This window comes from Citrobacter sp. Marseille-Q6884, assembly GCF_945906775.1.
In the GTDB taxonomy this organism is placed as follows: Bacteria; Pseudomonadota; Gammaproteobacteria; order Enterobacterales; family Enterobacteriaceae; genus Citrobacter.
Genome location: NZ_CAMDRE010000001.1, coordinates 459,556 through 474,463, shown reverse-complemented (window position 1 = coordinate 474,463; position 14,908 = coordinate 459,556). Strand labels below are relative to the sequence as shown.

Sequence of the window (14,908 nt, the reverse complement as noted above, 5' to 3'; positions counted from 1 at the left end):
ATAAAAAATGATGCTTGCACTTGGAATGTTTGTATTTGAACGCCGCACCCTGCCTTATCAGTCGATGCAACACTCGAAGGATTACCGCTGGGTGTCTAATGACAGGGTTGGTAAACCTCCCGCTTATCAGTTTCTCGGTGAGGGGGAAACCTCCATTCAGCTTGCCGGTACGCTTTACCCTGCCATTACCGGCGGCCGTATATCACTGAGGGCGGTTGAGCTGATGGCCGACGAGGGCAGAGCGTGGCCGCTGATTGAGGGTACCGGCAATATTCTCGGAATGTATATCGTCGATAAAGTCTCGACTACACACACTGAATTTTTCAGTGATGGCGCGGCCAGAAAGATTGATTTCACACTTTCGCTGAAACGGGTCGACGAATCACTGGCAGCGATGTTTGGCGACCTGAATAAGCAGGCCAGCGAGCTGCTTGACTCTGCCGGTAACCTGACCGATAAGCTGCAGGGTATGCTCGGAGGGCTGACCGCATGATGACGGGCATGGCCATTGACGCCGGAGTAAGCCTTGCCCCGGCATTTATGCTGACGCTGAACAGCCAGGACATTACCAGCAATTTTAGTGACAGGTTGATTTCTCTCACTATGACCGACAACCGGGGGTTTGAAGCTGACCAACTCGACATTGAGCTCGACGATACCGACGGCAAAGTCGAGTTACCCCTGCGCGGGGCAGTGCTGACGCTGTGGCTTGGCTGGCAAGGGTCGGGACTTCTGAATAAGGGCGATTTCACTGTTGATGAGATTGAGCACCGGGGCGCGCCTGATACGCTGACCATCCGTGCGCGTAGCGCAGATTTTCGCGGAACGCTCAATTCACGGCGCGAGGAATCATGGCACGACACCACTCTCGGTGAGCTGGTCAGCGCCATCGCAAAACGCAATAAACTGACGGCCAGCGTCGCGGATTCGCTGAAAAAAATCCCGGTACCGCATATCGACCAGTCGCAGGAGTCCGACGCAGTATTTTTGACCAGACTGGCTGAGCGCAACGGGGCGACAGTATCAGTGAAAGCGGGGAAATTGCTGTTTCTGAAAGCCGGTAGCGCAGTGACGGCCAGTGGTAGACCCGTCCCACAAATGACACTGACCCGAAGTGATGGTGACCGTCATCAGTTTGCCATTGCCGACCGTGGGGCTTATACCGGCGTAACGGCAAAATGGTTGCACACTAAAGACCCTAAGCCGCAAAAGCAAAAGGTAACGCTGAAACGTAAACCAAAAGAGAAGCACCTGCGCGCACTGGAACACCCGAAAGCAAAGCCGGTCAGCAAAAAGACAAAAGCCAAAAAAGAGCAGGAAGCGCGCGAGGGTGAGTATATGGCCGGTGAGGCTGATAACGTGCTGGCGCTGACGACGGTCTACGCTTCAAAGGCTCAGGCGATGCGAGCAGCTCAGGCTAAGTGGGATAAGTTGCAGCGAGGCGTTGCGGAGTTTTCAATTACACTGGCGCTCGGTCGGGCTGATTTATTCCCCGAGACACCGGTGCGCGTGTCGGGCTTTAAGCGCGTCATAGATGAGCAGGCATGGTTAATCAGTAAGGTAACTCACAATCTGAATAATAATGGATTCACGACGGGCTTAGAGCTTGAGGTTAAGCTCTCCGATGTGGAGTACAGTGCTGAACCGGATGATGAATAAAATGTATTCACAAAAAGTGAATTGCTGTTTATCATTGATTCACGAATTGAGAATAGTAGGGTGGGTTATGTTTCATTGTCCAAAGTGTCATCATGCCGCACATGCACGAACAAGCCGCTATTTAACAGAGAATACAAAAGAGCGCTACCACCAATGCCAGAACATCAACTGTAGTTGTACGTTTATGACAATGGAAACGATAGAGCGCTTTATTGTTACTCCAGGAGCTATCGACCCGGCACCGCCGCACCCGACTGTCGGTGGTCAGCGGTCATTGTGGCTCTGATAAATTTACGTTAAATGCCCGCCGTGTGCGGGTTTTTTTATACGCTCAGGAAAATGGCGGTATAAAATCCACCGCCATTTTATCGCCACTTAAAAACGAGACAACAAAAAAGCCACTCTTTAGAGTGGCTTAATTATATGATTTTAAAGCTAAAATTTGGTGGCCCCTGCTGGACTTGAACCAGCGACCAAGCGATTATGAGTCGCCTGCTCTAACCACTGAGCTAAGGGGCCGTGGCGGTGGATTATAAAGTAACTCCGCGTTGCAATCCAGCCATAAGCGTACGGATGCTGTTTTTATAAACAATGTGTTTTCAGTCCGTTATACTTGTCCCCTGACGTATTTTTCGGAGTGATTATGGTTAAGGATATTCTGGCGCCGGGGCTACGGGTGGTTTTTTGTGGCATCAATCCGGGGCTCTCTTCGGCGGGTACGGGGTTCCCCTTTGCACATCCTGCTAACCGCTTCTGGAAGGTCATTCATCAGGCCGGTTTTACCGATCGTCAGTTAAAGCCGGAAGAGGCGGAGCAATTGCTGGATTTCCGCTGTGGCGTGACCAAATTTGTCGACAGACCGACGGTGCAAGCCAATGAAGTGAAGCTGCAAGAAATGCGCAGTGGTGGCCGCAAGCTCGTTGAGAAGATAGAGGACTATCAGCCTTCGGCGTTAGCGATCCTGGGCAAACAGGCCTTTGAACAAGGTTTTAGCCAGCGCGGTGCGCAGTGGGGGAAACAAACGTTGACGATTGGTGCAACGCAGATTTGGGTGCTGCCAAACCCCAGTGGGTTGAGCCGGATTACGCTGGAAAAACTGGTTGAGGCGTATCGGGAGTTAGATGAGGCGCTGGTTGTTCGCGGACTGTAAAGAAAAACGCCACCTTGCGGTGGCGTTTGTGTAAATGCGGCGAGATTAATCGTCGAGGAAGCTACGCAGCACTTCAGAACGGCTCGGATGGCGCAGTTTACGCAATGCCTTCGCTTCGATCTGACGGATACGTTCGCGGGTAACGTCGAACTGTTTACCCACTTCTTCCAGCGTGTGGTCGGTGTTCATATCAATACCGAAACGCATACGCAGGACTTTCGCTTCACGCGCTGTCAGGCCAGCCAGAACGTCGTGCGTTGCGGCACGCAGGCTCTCGGTGGTGGCTGAGTCCAGCGGCAGCTCGAGGGTGGTATCCTCGATGAAATCACCCAGATGCGAATCTTCATCATCACCGATTGGCGTTTCCATGGAGATAGGCTCTTTGGCGATCTTCAGCACTTTACGGATCTTGTCTTCCGGCATCAGCATGCGTTCAGCCAGTTCTTCCGGCGTCGGCTCACGACCCATCTCTTGCAGCATCTGACGGGAGATACGGTTGAGTTTGTTGATGGTCTCAATCATATGTACCGGGATACGGATGGTACGCGCCTGATCCGCGATCGAACGGGTGATCGCCTGACGGATCCACCAGGTTGCATAGGTGGAGAACTTGTAGCCGCGACGGTATTCAAACTTATCAACCGCTTTCATCAGGCCGATGTTACCTTCCTGAATCAGATCCAGGAACTGCAGGCCACGGTTGGTGTATTTCTTGGCAATGGAGATAACCAGACGCAAGTTCGCTTCAACCATCTCTTTTTTCGCACGGCGGGCTTTCGCTTCACCGATGGACATACGACGGTTGATGTCTTTAACCTGCTCAATGGTCAGGCCGGTCTCTTCTTCAATCTGCTGCAGTTTCTGCAGGGCGCGGTGAACGTCATCAGTAACATCGTGCAGTTTTTCAGACCACGGCTTGTTCATCGCGATTGCCGCGTTGAACCAGGTTTCACTGGTTTCGTTACCAGTGAACAGGGTGATGAAGTTTTTCTTCGGCATTTTGCACTGCTCAACGCAGAGCTTCATGATCAGACGTTCCTGAGTACGCACACGGTCCATCATGACGCGCATGCTGTTGACCAGGTAGTCGAACTGTTTCGGCACCAGGCGGAACTGTTTGAACACTTCAGACAGCTTCTGAATTTCTTCCTGCGCGGCTGCATGGCTGCGGCCTTTCGCTTTGATGGTATCGCGGGTGACTTCGTACTGCGTACGCAGCTCAGCGAATTTCTCACGCGCTAATTCAGGGTCGATGCTGTTGTCGTCATCGCTGCTGTCGTCGTCGCCGTCTTCTTCATCTTCGTCTTCGTCGTCATCCATCTCTTCCTGAGAGAGTTCCGAACCGACGTGGGTCGCTGTTGGCGCCATCTCTTCTTCCGCGTTCGGATCAACAAAGCCGGTGATCAGATCGGAGAGACGCGCTTCTTCAGCTTCAACGCGATCGTATTGTTCAAGCAGGTAGGTGATAGCTTCCGGGTATTCGGCAACGGAGCATTGAACCTGGTTAATCCCGTCTTCGATACGCTTAGCGATATCAATTTCGCCTTCACGGGTTAACAGTTCAACGGTACCCATTTCACGCATGTACATGCGTACCGGGTCAGTTGTACGGCCGATTTCGGACTCAACGCTGGACAGAACCTGGGCAGCCGCTTCTTCCGCGTCTTCATCGGTGCTGTTGGAGGTTTCGGCAAGCAGCAGATCATCGGCATCCGGTGCTTCTTCCATCACCTGAATACCCATGTCATTGATCATTTGGATGATGTCTTCGATTTGATCGGAATCGACGATATCTTCCGGCAGATGGTCATTGACCTCGGCATAGGTCAGATAGCCTTGCTCCTTACCACGTTGGACAAGAAGCTTCAGCTGTGACTGCGGGTTTTGCTCCATAAGACGGTATCCACACTTAATTCGTTTGATTGGTGTTGGGCGGTAAAACCGCCAACGGCAAAACGAGGGCATACTTATATTTTGCCGCTGCCTCTCCGTGCGGCTGTCGGGGTCTTCCCGAACGATATTCGGCAGTTAAGCCGTTAAATACTTTTGTTTTTCACTTCCTGGCCAGTTCCTGGTTCAGTGTCCAGAGTTCCCGGCGTTCTTCGCTGCTTAAACCGTGTGTGCGCTCACGCGCAATCAACTCTTCCTGGCGTAGTTCAAGCATCGAATCAAACATATGGTTGAGCGAGTCGGTGAAGGTTTTTTCTGCGATATCTTTATCTGCTATATCGTCCCACATCGACAGTTTTTCAAGGGTTGCAGCATCATTTGTGCCACGGTAGTGTTCTAACAGTTGTCCGGTGGTCAGACCTGGCTGAGACAGACAAGTGTTGACCAGTTCCCTGAATAAGCCAAGTCCAGGCAGCTTATTTTGATCCAGGGCGCCTAAGGGCGGAACCCGCGGTGCTAAGTCCGGGTTCTGTACCAGTAACCCTATCAGTATACGCATGGTCGTGCGTTTTAGCTGCGGAACCGGTCGGGAAGCCCCATTTTCTGCCAGTTTTGGCATTAAACGTTCAAGCTGGCTGTCATCCAGAATGCCGAGCTTGTTTCCCAACTCTTGTCGCAGATAGATGCGCAACGTTTCGCCCGGGACCTGAGTGATCAACGGCAGCGCTAATGTGCTTAGCTGTGCACGTCCGTCTGGCGTACTCAAATCGACCTGCGGCAATAGAGTATTAAAGAGAAACGCGGAGAGCGGCAGGGCCTGCTCCATCCGGGCTTCAAAAGCCTCTTTCCCTTCTTTACGTACCAGCGTGTCAGGATCTTCGCCGTCAGGTAAAAACATAAAACGCAACTGACGACCGTCTGTCATATAAGGCAGCGCGGTTTCCAGCGCACGCCAGGCGGCGTCGCGTCCTGCGCGGTCGCCGTCGTAACAGCAAATCACGTTGTTCGTTGCACGGAACAACAACTGGATATGATCGGCGGTAGTTGACGTCCCAAGGGAAGCCACGGCGTAGTTAATGCCGTATTGCGCCAGCGCCACCACATCCATATAGCCTTCTACCACTAACAGGCGCTGCGGATCGGCGTTATCCTGCTGGGCTTCATAAAGGCCATACAGCTGGCGACCTTTATGGAAAATATCGGTTTCCGGGGAGTTCAGGTATTTCGGCAGGGCATCACCCAGCACGCGTCCACCAAAACCAATCACCCGACCACGTTTGTCGCGGATGGGGAACATGACCCGTTCGCGGAAGCGATCGTAACTGCGTCCTTGATCGTTGGTCACCAACATACCCGCGTCGATCAGCGATTTGCGATTTTCAGAATTGCCACCAAACCGTTTCAGGACGTTGTCCCAGCCGGGGGGGGCAAAACCAATGGCAAAACGGGTGATAACGTCGCTACTTAATCCTCGCTTTTCCAGGTACTGGCGCGCAGGGGTAGCGGCGGGCTGCATCAAAGACTGTTGATAAAACGTGTTCAGGCCGTCCATCAATTGATAAAGACTTTGCCGTTGATGGCGCTCTATCTGACTGGGGCCACTGCCTGCTTCATAAGGCACTTCGAGGTTGTGCATTGCGGCCAGTTCTTCGACGGTCTCCACAAACTCGAGCTTGTCGTAGTTCATGAGAAAATCGACGGCGTTGCCATGCGCGCCACATCCAAAGCAGTGATAAAACTGTTTTTCACCATTTACGGTGAAAGAGGGGGTTTTTTCGTTATGGAACGGACAGCACGCGTGATAATTTTTGCCCTGCTTTTTCAGCTTTACCCGCGCGTCGATGAGATCGACGATGTCGGTTCTTGCCAGCAGGTCATTGATAAAAACGCGAGGAATTCGTCCAGCCATAGGCCCCTGTTTTTTTGATGACTCATATACACAAAATCATTCAGGATGCATCAAGGCGGCAAGGGAGCGAATCCTCAGGAGCGTACATCAGTACGTGACTGGGGTGAGCGACTGCAGCCAACTCAGAGGCAGCTTGAATGATGACGTGTATAAACGAAAATAAGCCGCGCATTCCTTTCGGAAGCACGGCCTTACAACTACAACTCAGTCTGAATTGAGAGCTTTGGCTCTCAATGAATTAGTACAGACGAGTGCGGCGTGCGTTTTCGCGAGCCAGTTTCTTCGCGTGACGTTTCACAGCAGAAGCTTTAGCGCGCTTACGTTCGGTAGTCGGTTTTTCATAGAACTCACGACGACGAACTTCCGCCAGAACACCTGCTTTTTCGCATGAACGCTTGAAGCGACGCAGTGCTACGTCGAACGGCTCGTTTTCACGTACTTTAATTACCGGCATGTAACTCTCACCTTTAATAAATTCGGTTTGCCGCTGGCATCAACGCCAGCTTATTTCAAAATGGTGCGGAATTTTACTGCAATTGCTGCTGCTTTGTAAAGCACCGACGCGATTTTGAAAGGGACTTTTATAAGGACAAGGAGTATACACGAGGCTTCTCTCCTGGGCGAACAAAGTTTTACATCAACCCGCATTCGACCTACACTGCGCGGTATTAGAGCGAGGTAAAATAAGTCATGCGTGTACTGGGAATTGAAACATCCTGCGATGAAACCGGCATCGCCATTTACGACGATGAAAAAGGTCTGTTAGCCAACCAATTGTATAGTCAGGTGAAATTACACGCTGACTACGGCGGCGTGGTGCCTGAACTGGCTTCGCGCGATCACGTGCGCAAAACTGTGCCGCTGATTCAGGCGGCATTAAAAGAAGCGAACCTGACGGCAAAAGACATCGATGCGGTGGCCTATACCGCAGGTCCGGGTCTGGTTGGCGCACTGCTGGTCGGCGCAACGGTTGGTCGCTCGCTGGCGTTCGCCTGGAACGTACCGGCAATTCCTGTTCACCATATGGAAGGACATCTGCTGGCACCGATGCTGGAAGACAATCCGCCGGAATATCCGTTTGTCGCGCTGCTGGTTTCGGGGGGACATACCCAACTGATTAGCGTCACCGGGATCGGCCAGTATGAACTGCTGGGCGAATCGATCGATGATGCTGCGGGTGAAGCATTCGATAAAACGGCCAAGCTGCTGGGGCTGGATTATCCTGGCGGCCCGATGTTGTCTAAGCTGGCATCACAGGGCGTAGAAAAACGTTTTGTTTTCCCACGTCCTATGACTGACCGTCCGGGACTCGATTTCAGCTTTTCCGGTTTGAAGACCTTTGCAGCAAATACCATTCGCAATAACGGAAACGACGATCAGACCCGTGCGGATATCGCCCGCGCCTTCGAAGATGCGGTGGTGGATACGTTGATGATCAAGTGCAAACGCGCGTTGGATCAAACCGGTTTTAAACGCCTGGTGATGGCGGGTGGGGTGAGTGCGAACCGTACCCTGCGTGCGAAACTGGCGGAGATGATGCAAAAGCGTCGTGGCGAAGTGTTTTATGCGCGCCCGGAATTTTGTACCGATAACGGCGCGATGATCGCGTATGCGGGCATGGTGCGTTTTAAAGCCGGCGCAACGGCCGACCTCGGTGTCACCGTACGCCCACGCTGGCCGCTGGCGGAGTTGCCTGCGGCGTAAGCGCTTTCTGTCTTGCCCGGTAGACGCAGCGTCACCGGGCAATTACAGCACAACACCGCACTACACCCGCAGCATCCCTTTCTCTTCCAGAAACGCGATAATTTTAGCCAGACCCTCGCCTGATTTTAAATTGCTAAACGTCCAGGGGCGCTCGCCTCGCATACGCAGGGTGTCACGCTCCATAACCTCCAGCGACGCACCGACATAAGGCGCGAGGTCGGTTTTGTTGATCACCAGAAAATCAGATTTTGTGATCCCCGGTCCACCTTTACGCGGGATCTTCTCGCCTTCGGCTACGTCGATCACGTAGATCGTCAGATCGGCTAATTCCGGGCTGAAGGTGGCACTCAGGTTATCACCGCCGCTTTCAACGAAGATCAGATCCAGATTGCCGAATTTCTCGCTGAGTGCTTCTACTGCGGCCAGATTCATCGACGCATCTTCGCGGATCGCTGTATGCGGGCAGCCGCCCGTTTCCACACCCACAATCCTGTCCGGCTCCAGTGCGCCCGCTTCGGTGAGAATGCGCTGATCCTCTTTGGTGTAGATATCGTTGGTTACCACTGCCAGTTGGTAAGTGGTGCGCATGGCTTTGCATAACGCTTCCAGCAGCGCCGTTTTACCGGAACCGACCGGACCGCCCACGCCAACGCGCAGGGGATGTTTATATTCACGCATTTTTGTCTCCTCAGGAGCGGAATAATCGGCAATATTGGGTTTCATGCCGGGATGAGGCGATGGCGGCCAGGGGAGTCGCTGACCCCACGCTGTTATCAGGGCATGCCAGCGCTTGTGTCAGGCCCTGCGCATAACGATCGCAAAGCGACATGATCAACCGTTGCGCCGCCTGTTGCCCAAAAGGAACCAGTTTGACCCCGGCCATCACCGCGCTCTCGATCCAGCTGTAGCCGAAGCTCAGGGCGAGATCCGCGAGAGGGAGGTTCCAGCGTACGCCCAGCCAGGCCAAACCACAGAGCTGGCTGTCGGCAAAGAGTGTACGCCATTGCGGGGGGAAATCCGGCTCCCAGTCCGCCACCAGACGCGTAAATGCGATCCCTCTGCTACGTTCTTCTTCACGCAGTTCGCGGGTTTCCCGACAGGCCAGCAACCAGGCTGTCCAGCGGCGGGCGGCGGTAAAATCGTTCTGTTCGCAGGCGTGGTAAAGCCGGGCGAACAGCGGTAAATCGACGGTAAAAAAGTTCTGTTCCATTTGCTGGATCTGCCAGCGAGAAAAGTCATCAGCACTTTTTACCCAGCCGGCCTCCACCGCCCACTCAAGTCCCTGAGACCAGGTAAACGATCCCACCGGTAAACTGCTGCTGGCGAGCTGCATCAGGCGCAGCTGTTGGGTTTCACGCATCAGTGGGCATGGCTGTGATGATGTCCGTGAGACTCGCTGGCATATGCGCCAGCTTCCGGCTCAAACGGCAGATGGGCAAATGTGACCTGCAGGTTGAACTGGCGCAGCATGTCATCCAGCACATGATCGTGGTGGTAGCGCAGTTCATCGGGCAGAATTTGTAGCGGTACGTGGCGGTTGCCCAGGTGATAGCAGGCTTTGGCGAGCAGAAACGGATCGGCGCAGCGCACGACGGAAACCGCTTCGTCAGCCGCGATAATTTCCACGACGACCGTACCGTCTTCCGTACTCAGACGGTCACCGCCGCGTAGCAACAGGCCGCGCGGTAGCATCAGACCCGCTTCGCGACCGTCATTCAGGTGTACTTTCGCCCGACTTTTGACGCGCACATCAATGGGTAACGTCAGCGTGGCGGTCGCAGCGGCAGAGGTGTCAATACGTTGTGTCAGAAACAGCATCTCGGCTCCTTAAAATAGAAAGTAACGTTGCGCCATCGGCAGCACATCTGCCGCTTCGCTGGTGATCAATTCCCCATCAATGCGTACCTCGTAGGTTTGGGCATCGACGGTAATATTGGGTTGTAGGCTGTTGTGGATCATGTCGGCTTTTTTCACCGTTCGGCAGCCCTTTACCACCGCGATGGCACTGTGCAGATTGAGCTGTTGCGGGATGTGGAGTGCATCTGCCGCTTGCGAAATAAATGTCAGGCGGCTGTGATGGCGAGCGGTGCCCAGCGCCCCGAACATCATGCGGTAATGTACCGGCTGCGGCGTCGGGATTGAGGCGTTGATGTCGCCCATCGGCGCACAGGCAATCATCCCGCCCTTAATGATGGTGGCAGGCTTCACACCGAAAAACGCAGGCGACCAGAGCACCAGATCTGCCAGTTTCCCGACCTCGACAGACCCCACTTCGTGGGCGATGCCATGAGTCAGCGCCGGATTAATGGTGTATTTGGCGATGTAGCGTTTCACTCGCTGGTTATCGTTGTCGCCCGTTTCTTCCGCCAGCGCGCCACGCTGGACTTTCATGCGATGCGCTACCTGCCAGGTTCGCAGGATCACTTCTCCTACGCGTCCCATTGCCTGGGAATCTGATGAGGTCAGCGAAAACGCGCCGATATCGTGCAGCACGTCTTCGGCGGCGATCGTTTCTCTGCGAATGCGTGATTCGGCAAACGCCACATCTTCGGCAATATCCGGGTCGAGATGATGACAAACCATCAGCATGTCCAGATGTTCGTCGATCGTGTTGACGGTGTAAGGCAGCGTCGGGTTGGTCGAGGAGGGCAGAATATTGGCGTGCGTGCAGGCGGTGATGATATCCGGCGCATGGCCACCGCCAGCGCCTTCGGTATGGAAGGTATGAATGGTGCGATCGCCAATGGCCGCCAGCGTATCTTCCACAAAACCGGATTCATTCAGCGTATCGCTGTGCAGCGCGACCTGAATGTCCATCTCATCAGCAACGGTTAACGCACAGTCAATCGCCGCAGGCGTTGCGCCCCAATCTTCATGGATCTTCAGACCGATTGCGCCAGCGGCGACCTGTTCGCGCAGCGCATCAGGACAGGAGCCATTGCCTTTGCCGAGAAAGCCGATATTGACCGGCAGCGCGTCTGCTGCCTGTAACATGCGGGCGATATACCACGGACCCGGTGTACACGTTGTCGCATGGGTTCCAGCGGCTGGTCCTGTACCGCCGCCGATCATTGTTGTGACCCCGGAAACCAGCGCCTCTTCCGCCTGCTGCGGGCAGATCCAGTGAATATGCGTATCCACTCCGCCTGCAGTAACGATCTTACCTTCGCCGGCGATCGCTTCAGTACCCACACCAATCGGGATCGTGACGTCAGGTTGTATATCCGGGTTGCCCGCTTTGCCAATGGCGGCAATCCTGCCGTCTTTAATGCCGATATCCGCTTTGACGATCCCCCAGTGATCGACGATCAGCGCGTTGGTGATCACCAGATCCACACAGGCGTCGGCGCGCATTTGTCCCTGGCCCATTCCATCGCGGATCACTTTCCCTCCGCCGAATTTAACCTCTTCACCGTAAGTGGTGAGATCGTTTTCCACCTCGATCCACAGTTCGGTATCGGCCAGACGCACTTTGTCGCCGGTGGTGGGGCCAAACATGTCGGCATACGCCTGTCGGGAGAGTTCACGCATTGTCTGCCTCCAGCGCGCCCATCACTGCGCCGCGAAAACCAACGATCTGCTGTGCGCCTGCGACGTAGACCAACTCGACTTCCCGCTTTTGCCCGGGCTCAAAACGTACTGCGGTGCCTGCTGGAATATTCAGACGAAAGCCCAATGCTTTTTGCCGGTCGAAACGCAGCGCGGGATTGACCTCATAAAAGTGGTAATGTGATCCGACCTGAACGGGCCGATCACCATGATTTTCCACGACGATCGTGCAGGTTTTTCGTCCCGCGTTGATGGCGATATTGCCCGCCAGGATCTTATATTCACCAGGGATCATTGCCGCTCCTATATGATCGGATTATGAACGGTGACCAGCTTTGAACCGTCCGGGAAAGTCGCTTCAACCTGAATGTCCGGGATCATCTCCGGAACGCCCTCCATCACCTGATCGCGCGTCAGAACGTGGCGACCGTCCTCCATCAGTGAAGCGACGGTTTTACCGTCACGCGCACCTTCCATAATGAAGGCGCTAATCAGCGCCACGGATTCCGGGTAATTGAGCTTCAACCCACGGGCCAGACGGCGCTCAGCCACCAACGCGGCAGTAAAGAGCGACAGCTTGTCTTTTTCTCTGGGGGTCAGTTCCATAGGGACTCTCTTATGTTTGCCAGATTCGGGGCAGTACGGGAGATTTTTGAGTCAGTAATGGGCGCAAAAATTGCCAGATATCGCGCATCACGCCACCCACGATCAGGTTGTCGTTTGAAAGAAAACGGACGGTGAGCAGGGAATCGACCCGCGTTGCCCCGGCATAATCACCGAGGGGGGCAAGCCGCTCACGCGTCCCTTCCAGCATGCTTTCCGTGGCCGGATAACACAGCAGCGTGCCGACCCAGGGTTGATGGGCAAGGATATTCAGCTCGCCGCTGTGAATATGTAGTCGTTCAATCAGCAACGGCAGACCCTCTCGCCACACTTCCAGACGGTTGTGTAACGTGCCGTGGCAGAAGCTTTCGTGCATCACAGGCCGACCCAGGCAACAGAGATCCCAGGCCAGCAGACGGCTGTCGTTAGTCAAATGAAACACCGACTGAATATGGGCGTTTGCGCCGGGAAAGAGGATCGTATCCTGTGGAAGCCACTCCAGGGTGGCTTGCGGTGCGAGCGTAAAAGTCTGACGCAGCACCGCTTGTGGGCCACGGCTGCGATAAAACTTTCCCGCACCGGGCATGGTGATTAACGCGTGGCTTTGTTCCTCCAGCGTGACTGAGATACGCAGTTCGTCGCCACCGACAATCCCGCCAGGAGGATGAAGCAAATAGAGATGGCAAACGTCTTTTTCCGGATAGAACGGGCGTTGTACCGTCAGGGGACCCACATGGCGAGCCGAAGCGAGCACCGTTTTGTGCTCGCTTCGGGTAAACCGCAGGTCCAGTTCGGCCTGCCAGCCCCGTGTGAGTGTCCCGTGCGCCGCAGTATCCAGAGCGTTTCCCTCATCACTATGAGAATGTGTGCATACCAAAAAGTATGCCTCAGCGCTCTGGCAAAACGGTCATACGAGAAGCTTATGGAAAAAAGGGGCGCGTCATGTCGCCCCAACGAGGTTTACAGCAAAACGAGAGGCATCCAGACCAGACCTGTGATGACCAGTAGTACCAGGAAAATCAGGCCAAAAATGGCGCCCAGCCGCCAGTAATCCACCGTCGGCAGATATCCGCTGCCGTAGTAGATAGGGCTTGGACCGGTTGCGTACGGGGTGAGTATGCTGCCCAGACCAATTGCCGCTCCCACCATCAGACAGAACACTGGCAGTGGGATTTCTGGCATTGCCAGTGCGGCGGCAATCATCATCGGTGCCAGCGCAGAGGTATAGGCCGTGGCGCTGGCAAAGAAGTAGCGCAAGAGATAAAACACCACGATCAGCGCGACCATCACCATTGTTGGCGAGTAACCGCTGAGTCCGTTTGCCAGCAGCTTGCCAAACCAGGTGATAAAGCCGGTATTGTTCAGTCCGGTGGCTAAAGTAATCAGCGAAGCCAGCCAGAAGAAGACGTTCCATGCCGCTTTGTTGCTGACAATGTCATCCCAACTGATGATGCGTAACACCAGCATCAGTGCGACAACGCTGTAGCCGACCATGGCGGCATCGATGTAATCGCCGCCAAAGATCCACAGCACCAACGCACCAACCATCAGTACCAGCATCTTTTTTTCGCGTGCGCAGAGTGGCCCCATCGCGTTAAGTTCGGATTCAGCCCAGCGAGGAACCTGATCGCCTGATTTCAGCACTGGCGGGTACAACACATACGCCAGCCACGGCACTAACAACACCAGTAAAATACTCAGTGGCAGCATGCCTAAGAACCAGTCGCCCCAACTCAGCGCAGTATGAGAAGCCCCTTTCATCAGGCCAATCAGCAGCAGGTTTGGCGCCATCGCGGTTAAGAAAATCGCGCTGGTGACACAGTCGGCGACAATCCCCATCCACATAATATAAGAACCAATAGAGCGAGAACTGGAATCATTTGGCTGCGAGTGATAGAGCGGTGGAAGGTTACGAATGATCGGATAGATAATGCCTGCACCACGCGCCGAGTTAGAGGGGGTAACAGGGGCAAGGATCAACTCAGAAAACATCACCGCATAGCCGAGAAACAGTGTGCGATGCCCCATTTTTTTCACCAGCCACAGTGCAATGCGCCGACCCAGACCGGTTTTTTCATAGCCCGTCCCGAACATAAAGGCGGCGAAAATCAGCCAGATAACCGAGTTGGAAAAACCAGACACCGCCCATGACAATGATTTGGCGGTAAATTTAAAACCGTCCTGCGCGAGTTGTTCAGGGCTGAACAGTAGCCACGGCGAGAGCACTGCAATCACCGAAATGCCGATCATGGCCACCACTGCGCCCGGCACAGGTTCCAGAATGAGTCCCACAATCACACCGGTAAAGACGGCAAAATAGAGCCAGGTATGGCTCTCAAGACCGGTGGGAACGGGCAAAACAGCAATAATGGCGATGACCACCAGCGGAGCCAGGTATCGCCACCAACCAGCTAAAGGTGCCATTGTTGTATCCCTGCGAAAGA

The 14,908-nt window shown here is 54.3% G+C and carries 16 protein-coding genes and 1 tRNA gene; 5 read left to right on the top strand and 12 right to left on the bottom strand.

The features are described 5' to 3' along the window. The first annotated feature begins 7 nt into the window (after positions 1 to 7). From N7268_RS02120 to N7268_RS02110, 3 genes are all read left to right on the top strand, one after another. Positions 8 to 493 carry a phage tail protein gene (locus N7268_RS02120; RefSeq protein ID WP_000978867.1) on the top strand — a complete coding sequence of 162 codons (486 nt, stop codon included), beginning with the start codon at positions 8 to 10 and terminating at the stop codon, positions 491 to 493. Then, on the top strand, positions 490 to 1,659 hold the full coding sequence (locus N7268_RS02115) for a phage late control D family protein (protein WP_260861644.1): 1,170 nt from the start codon (positions 490 to 492) through the stop codon (positions 1,657 to 1,659). Before N7268_RS02120 ends, N7268_RS02115 begins: the two co-directional genes overlap by 4 nt. A gap of 67 nt (positions 1,660 to 1,726) precedes the next feature. Further along, on the top strand, positions 1,727 to 1,945 hold the full coding sequence (locus tag N7268_RS02110) for a DNA-binding transcriptional regulator (protein WP_260863518.1): 219 nt from the start codon (positions 1,727 to 1,729) through the stop codon (positions 1,943 to 1,945). 157 nt (positions 1,946 to 2,102) lie between these two features. Here N7268_RS02110 and N7268_RS02105 read toward each other — a convergent pair. Beyond that, positions 2,103 to 2,178: transfer RNA gene (locus tag N7268_RS02105), tRNA-Ile, on the bottom strand. Between the two features lie 124 nt (positions 2,179 to 2,302). Here N7268_RS02105 and mug point away from each other — a divergent pair. After that, a complete protein-coding gene (gene mug / locus N7268_RS02100; protein WP_260861643.1) occupies positions 2,303 to 2,809 on the top strand; it encodes a G/U mismatch-specific DNA glycosylase in 507 nt (168 codons plus the stop codon). Between the two features lie 45 nt (positions 2,810 to 2,854). On the opposite strand, the gene rpoD is transcribed toward mug, so the two are convergent. From rpoD to rpsU, 3 genes are all read right to left on the bottom strand, one after another. Then, positions 2,855 to 4,702, bottom strand: a complete 1,848-nt coding sequence (rpoD, locus tag N7268_RS02095) for an RNA polymerase sigma factor RpoD (protein WP_198905715.1) — start codon at positions 4,700 to 4,702, stop codon at positions 2,855 to 2,857. 160 nt (positions 4,703 to 4,862) lie between these two features. Continuing rightward, on the bottom strand, positions 4,863 to 6,608 hold the full coding sequence (gene dnaG, locus N7268_RS02090; RefSeq protein WP_260861642.1) for a DNA primase: 1,746 nt from the start codon (positions 6,606 to 6,608) through the stop codon (positions 4,863 to 4,865). Between the two features lie 238 nt (positions 6,609 to 6,846). Continuing rightward, on the bottom strand, positions 6,847 to 7,062 hold the full coding sequence (rpsU, locus tag N7268_RS02085; RefSeq protein ID WP_001144069.1) for a 30S ribosomal protein S21: 216 nt from the start codon (positions 7,060 to 7,062) through the stop codon (positions 6,847 to 6,849). Between the two features lie 236 nt (positions 7,063 to 7,298). Between rpsU and tsaD the strand changes: the two genes are divergently transcribed. Beyond that, positions 7,299 to 8,312: a tRNA (adenosine(37)-N6)-threonylcarbamoyltransferase complex transferase subunit TsaD gene (gene tsaD / locus N7268_RS02080; RefSeq protein ID WP_198905717.1), complete on the top strand. Its 1,014-nt coding sequence runs from the start codon at positions 7,299 to 7,301 to the stop codon at positions 8,310 to 8,312. A 60-nt stretch (positions 8,313 to 8,372) separates the two neighbouring features. On the opposite strand, the gene ureG is transcribed toward tsaD, so the two are convergent. The 8 genes from ureG to ttdT all read right to left on the bottom strand — a co-directional run bounded on the left by ureG (position 8,373) and on the right by ttdT (position 14,888). Continuing rightward, the gene (gene ureG / locus N7268_RS02075) at positions 8,373 to 8,990 is read right to left on the bottom strand and encodes an urease accessory protein UreG (RefSeq protein WP_198905718.1); all 618 of its coding nucleotides are present in this window, start codon (positions 8,988 to 8,990) and stop codon (positions 8,373 to 8,375) included. 10 nt (positions 8,991 to 9,000) lie between these two features. Further along, positions 9,001 to 9,672, bottom strand: coding sequence for an urease accessory protein UreF (locus N7268_RS02070; RefSeq protein WP_260861641.1), 672 nt, complete (start codon positions 9,670 to 9,672; stop codon positions 9,001 to 9,003). Continuing rightward, the gene (ureE, locus tag N7268_RS02065) at positions 9,672 to 10,130 is read right to left on the bottom strand and encodes an urease accessory protein UreE (RefSeq protein ID WP_198905720.1); all 459 of its coding nucleotides are present in this window, start codon (positions 10,128 to 10,130) and stop codon (positions 9,672 to 9,674) included. Before ureE ends, N7268_RS02070 begins: the two co-directional genes overlap by 1 nt. A gap of 9 nt (positions 10,131 to 10,139) precedes the next feature. Next, entirely contained in the window at positions 10,140 to 11,843 is a 1,704-nt protein-coding gene (ureC, locus tag N7268_RS02060) for an urease subunit alpha (protein WP_260861640.1), read from the bottom strand. Next, a complete protein-coding gene (locus tag N7268_RS02055; RefSeq protein WP_260861639.1) occupies positions 11,836 to 12,156 on the bottom strand; it encodes an urease subunit beta in 321 nt (106 codons plus the stop codon). The genes ureC and N7268_RS02055 overlap by 8 nt, the downstream gene beginning before the upstream one ends. Before the next feature lie 8 nt (positions 12,157 to 12,164). Next, the gene (locus tag N7268_RS02050; RefSeq protein ID WP_260861638.1) at positions 12,165 to 12,467 is read right to left on the bottom strand and encodes an urease subunit gamma; all 303 of its coding nucleotides are present in this window, start codon (positions 12,465 to 12,467) and stop codon (positions 12,165 to 12,167) included. A gap of 10 nt (positions 12,468 to 12,477) precedes the next feature. Continuing rightward, positions 12,478 to 13,302 carry an urease accessory protein UreD gene (locus N7268_RS02045; protein ID WP_260863517.1) on the bottom strand — a complete coding sequence of 275 codons (825 nt, stop codon included), beginning with the start codon at positions 13,300 to 13,302 and terminating at the stop codon, positions 12,478 to 12,480. Between the two features lie 122 nt (positions 13,303 to 13,424). After that, positions 13,425 to 14,888, bottom strand: a complete 1,464-nt coding sequence (gene ttdT / locus N7268_RS02040) for an L-tartrate/succinate antiporter (RefSeq protein WP_260861637.1) — start codon at positions 14,886 to 14,888, stop codon at positions 13,425 to 13,427. Positions 14,889 to 14,908: the final 20 nt, after the last annotated feature.

Excerpts from the sequence above, each read along its gene's own strand:
- N7268_RS02120 (WP_000978867.1), top strand. The coding sequence starts at position 8 with ATGATGCTTGCACTTGGAATGTTTGTATTTGAACGCCGCACCCTGCCT.
- N7268_RS02115 (WP_260861644.1), top strand. The coding sequence starts at position 490 with ATGATGACGGGCATGGCCATTGACGCCGGAGTAAGCCTTGCCCCGGCA.
- N7268_RS02110 (WP_260863518.1), top strand. The coding sequence starts at position 1,727 with ATGTTTCATTGTCCAAAGTGTCATCATGCCGCACATGCACGAACAAGC.
- mug (WP_260861643.1), top strand. The coding sequence starts at position 2,303 with ATGGTTAAGGATATTCTGGCGCCGGGGCTACGGGTGGTTTTTTGTGGC.
- rpoD (WP_198905715.1), bottom strand. The coding sequence starts at position 4,702 with ATGGAGCAAAACCCGCAGTCACAGCTGAAGCTTCTTGTCCAACGTGGT.
- dnaG (WP_260861642.1), bottom strand. The coding sequence starts at position 6,608 with ATGGCTGGACGAATTCCTCGCGTTTTTATCAATGACCTGCTGGCAAGA.
- rpsU (WP_001144069.1), bottom strand. The coding sequence starts at position 7,062 with ATGCCGGTAATTAAAGTACGTGAAAACGAGCCGTTCGACGTAGCACTG.
- tsaD (WP_198905717.1), top strand. The coding sequence starts at position 7,299 with ATGCGTGTACTGGGAATTGAAACATCCTGCGATGAAACCGGCATCGCC.
- ureG (WP_198905718.1), bottom strand. The coding sequence starts at position 8,990 with ATGCGTGAATATAAACATCCCCTGCGCGTTGGCGTGGGCGGTCCGGTC.
- N7268_RS02070 (WP_260861641.1), bottom strand. The coding sequence starts at position 9,672 with ATGCGTGAAACCCAACAGCTGCGCCTGATGCAGCTCGCCAGCAGCAGT.
- ureE (WP_198905720.1), bottom strand. The coding sequence starts at position 10,130 with ATGCTGTTTCTGACACAACGTATTGACACCTCTGCCGCTGCGACCGCC.
- ureC (WP_260861640.1), bottom strand. The coding sequence starts at position 11,843 with ATGCGTGAACTCTCCCGACAGGCGTATGCCGACATGTTTGGCCCCACC.
- N7268_RS02055 (WP_260861639.1), bottom strand. The coding sequence starts at position 12,156 with ATGATCCCTGGTGAATATAAGATCCTGGCGGGCAATATCGCCATCAAC.
- N7268_RS02050 (WP_260861638.1), bottom strand. The coding sequence starts at position 12,467 with ATGGAACTGACCCCCAGAGAAAAAGACAAGCTGTCGCTCTTTACTGCC.
- ttdT (WP_260861637.1), bottom strand. The coding sequence starts at position 14,888 with ATGGCACCTTTAGCTGGTTGGTGGCGATACCTGGCTCCGCTGGTGGTC.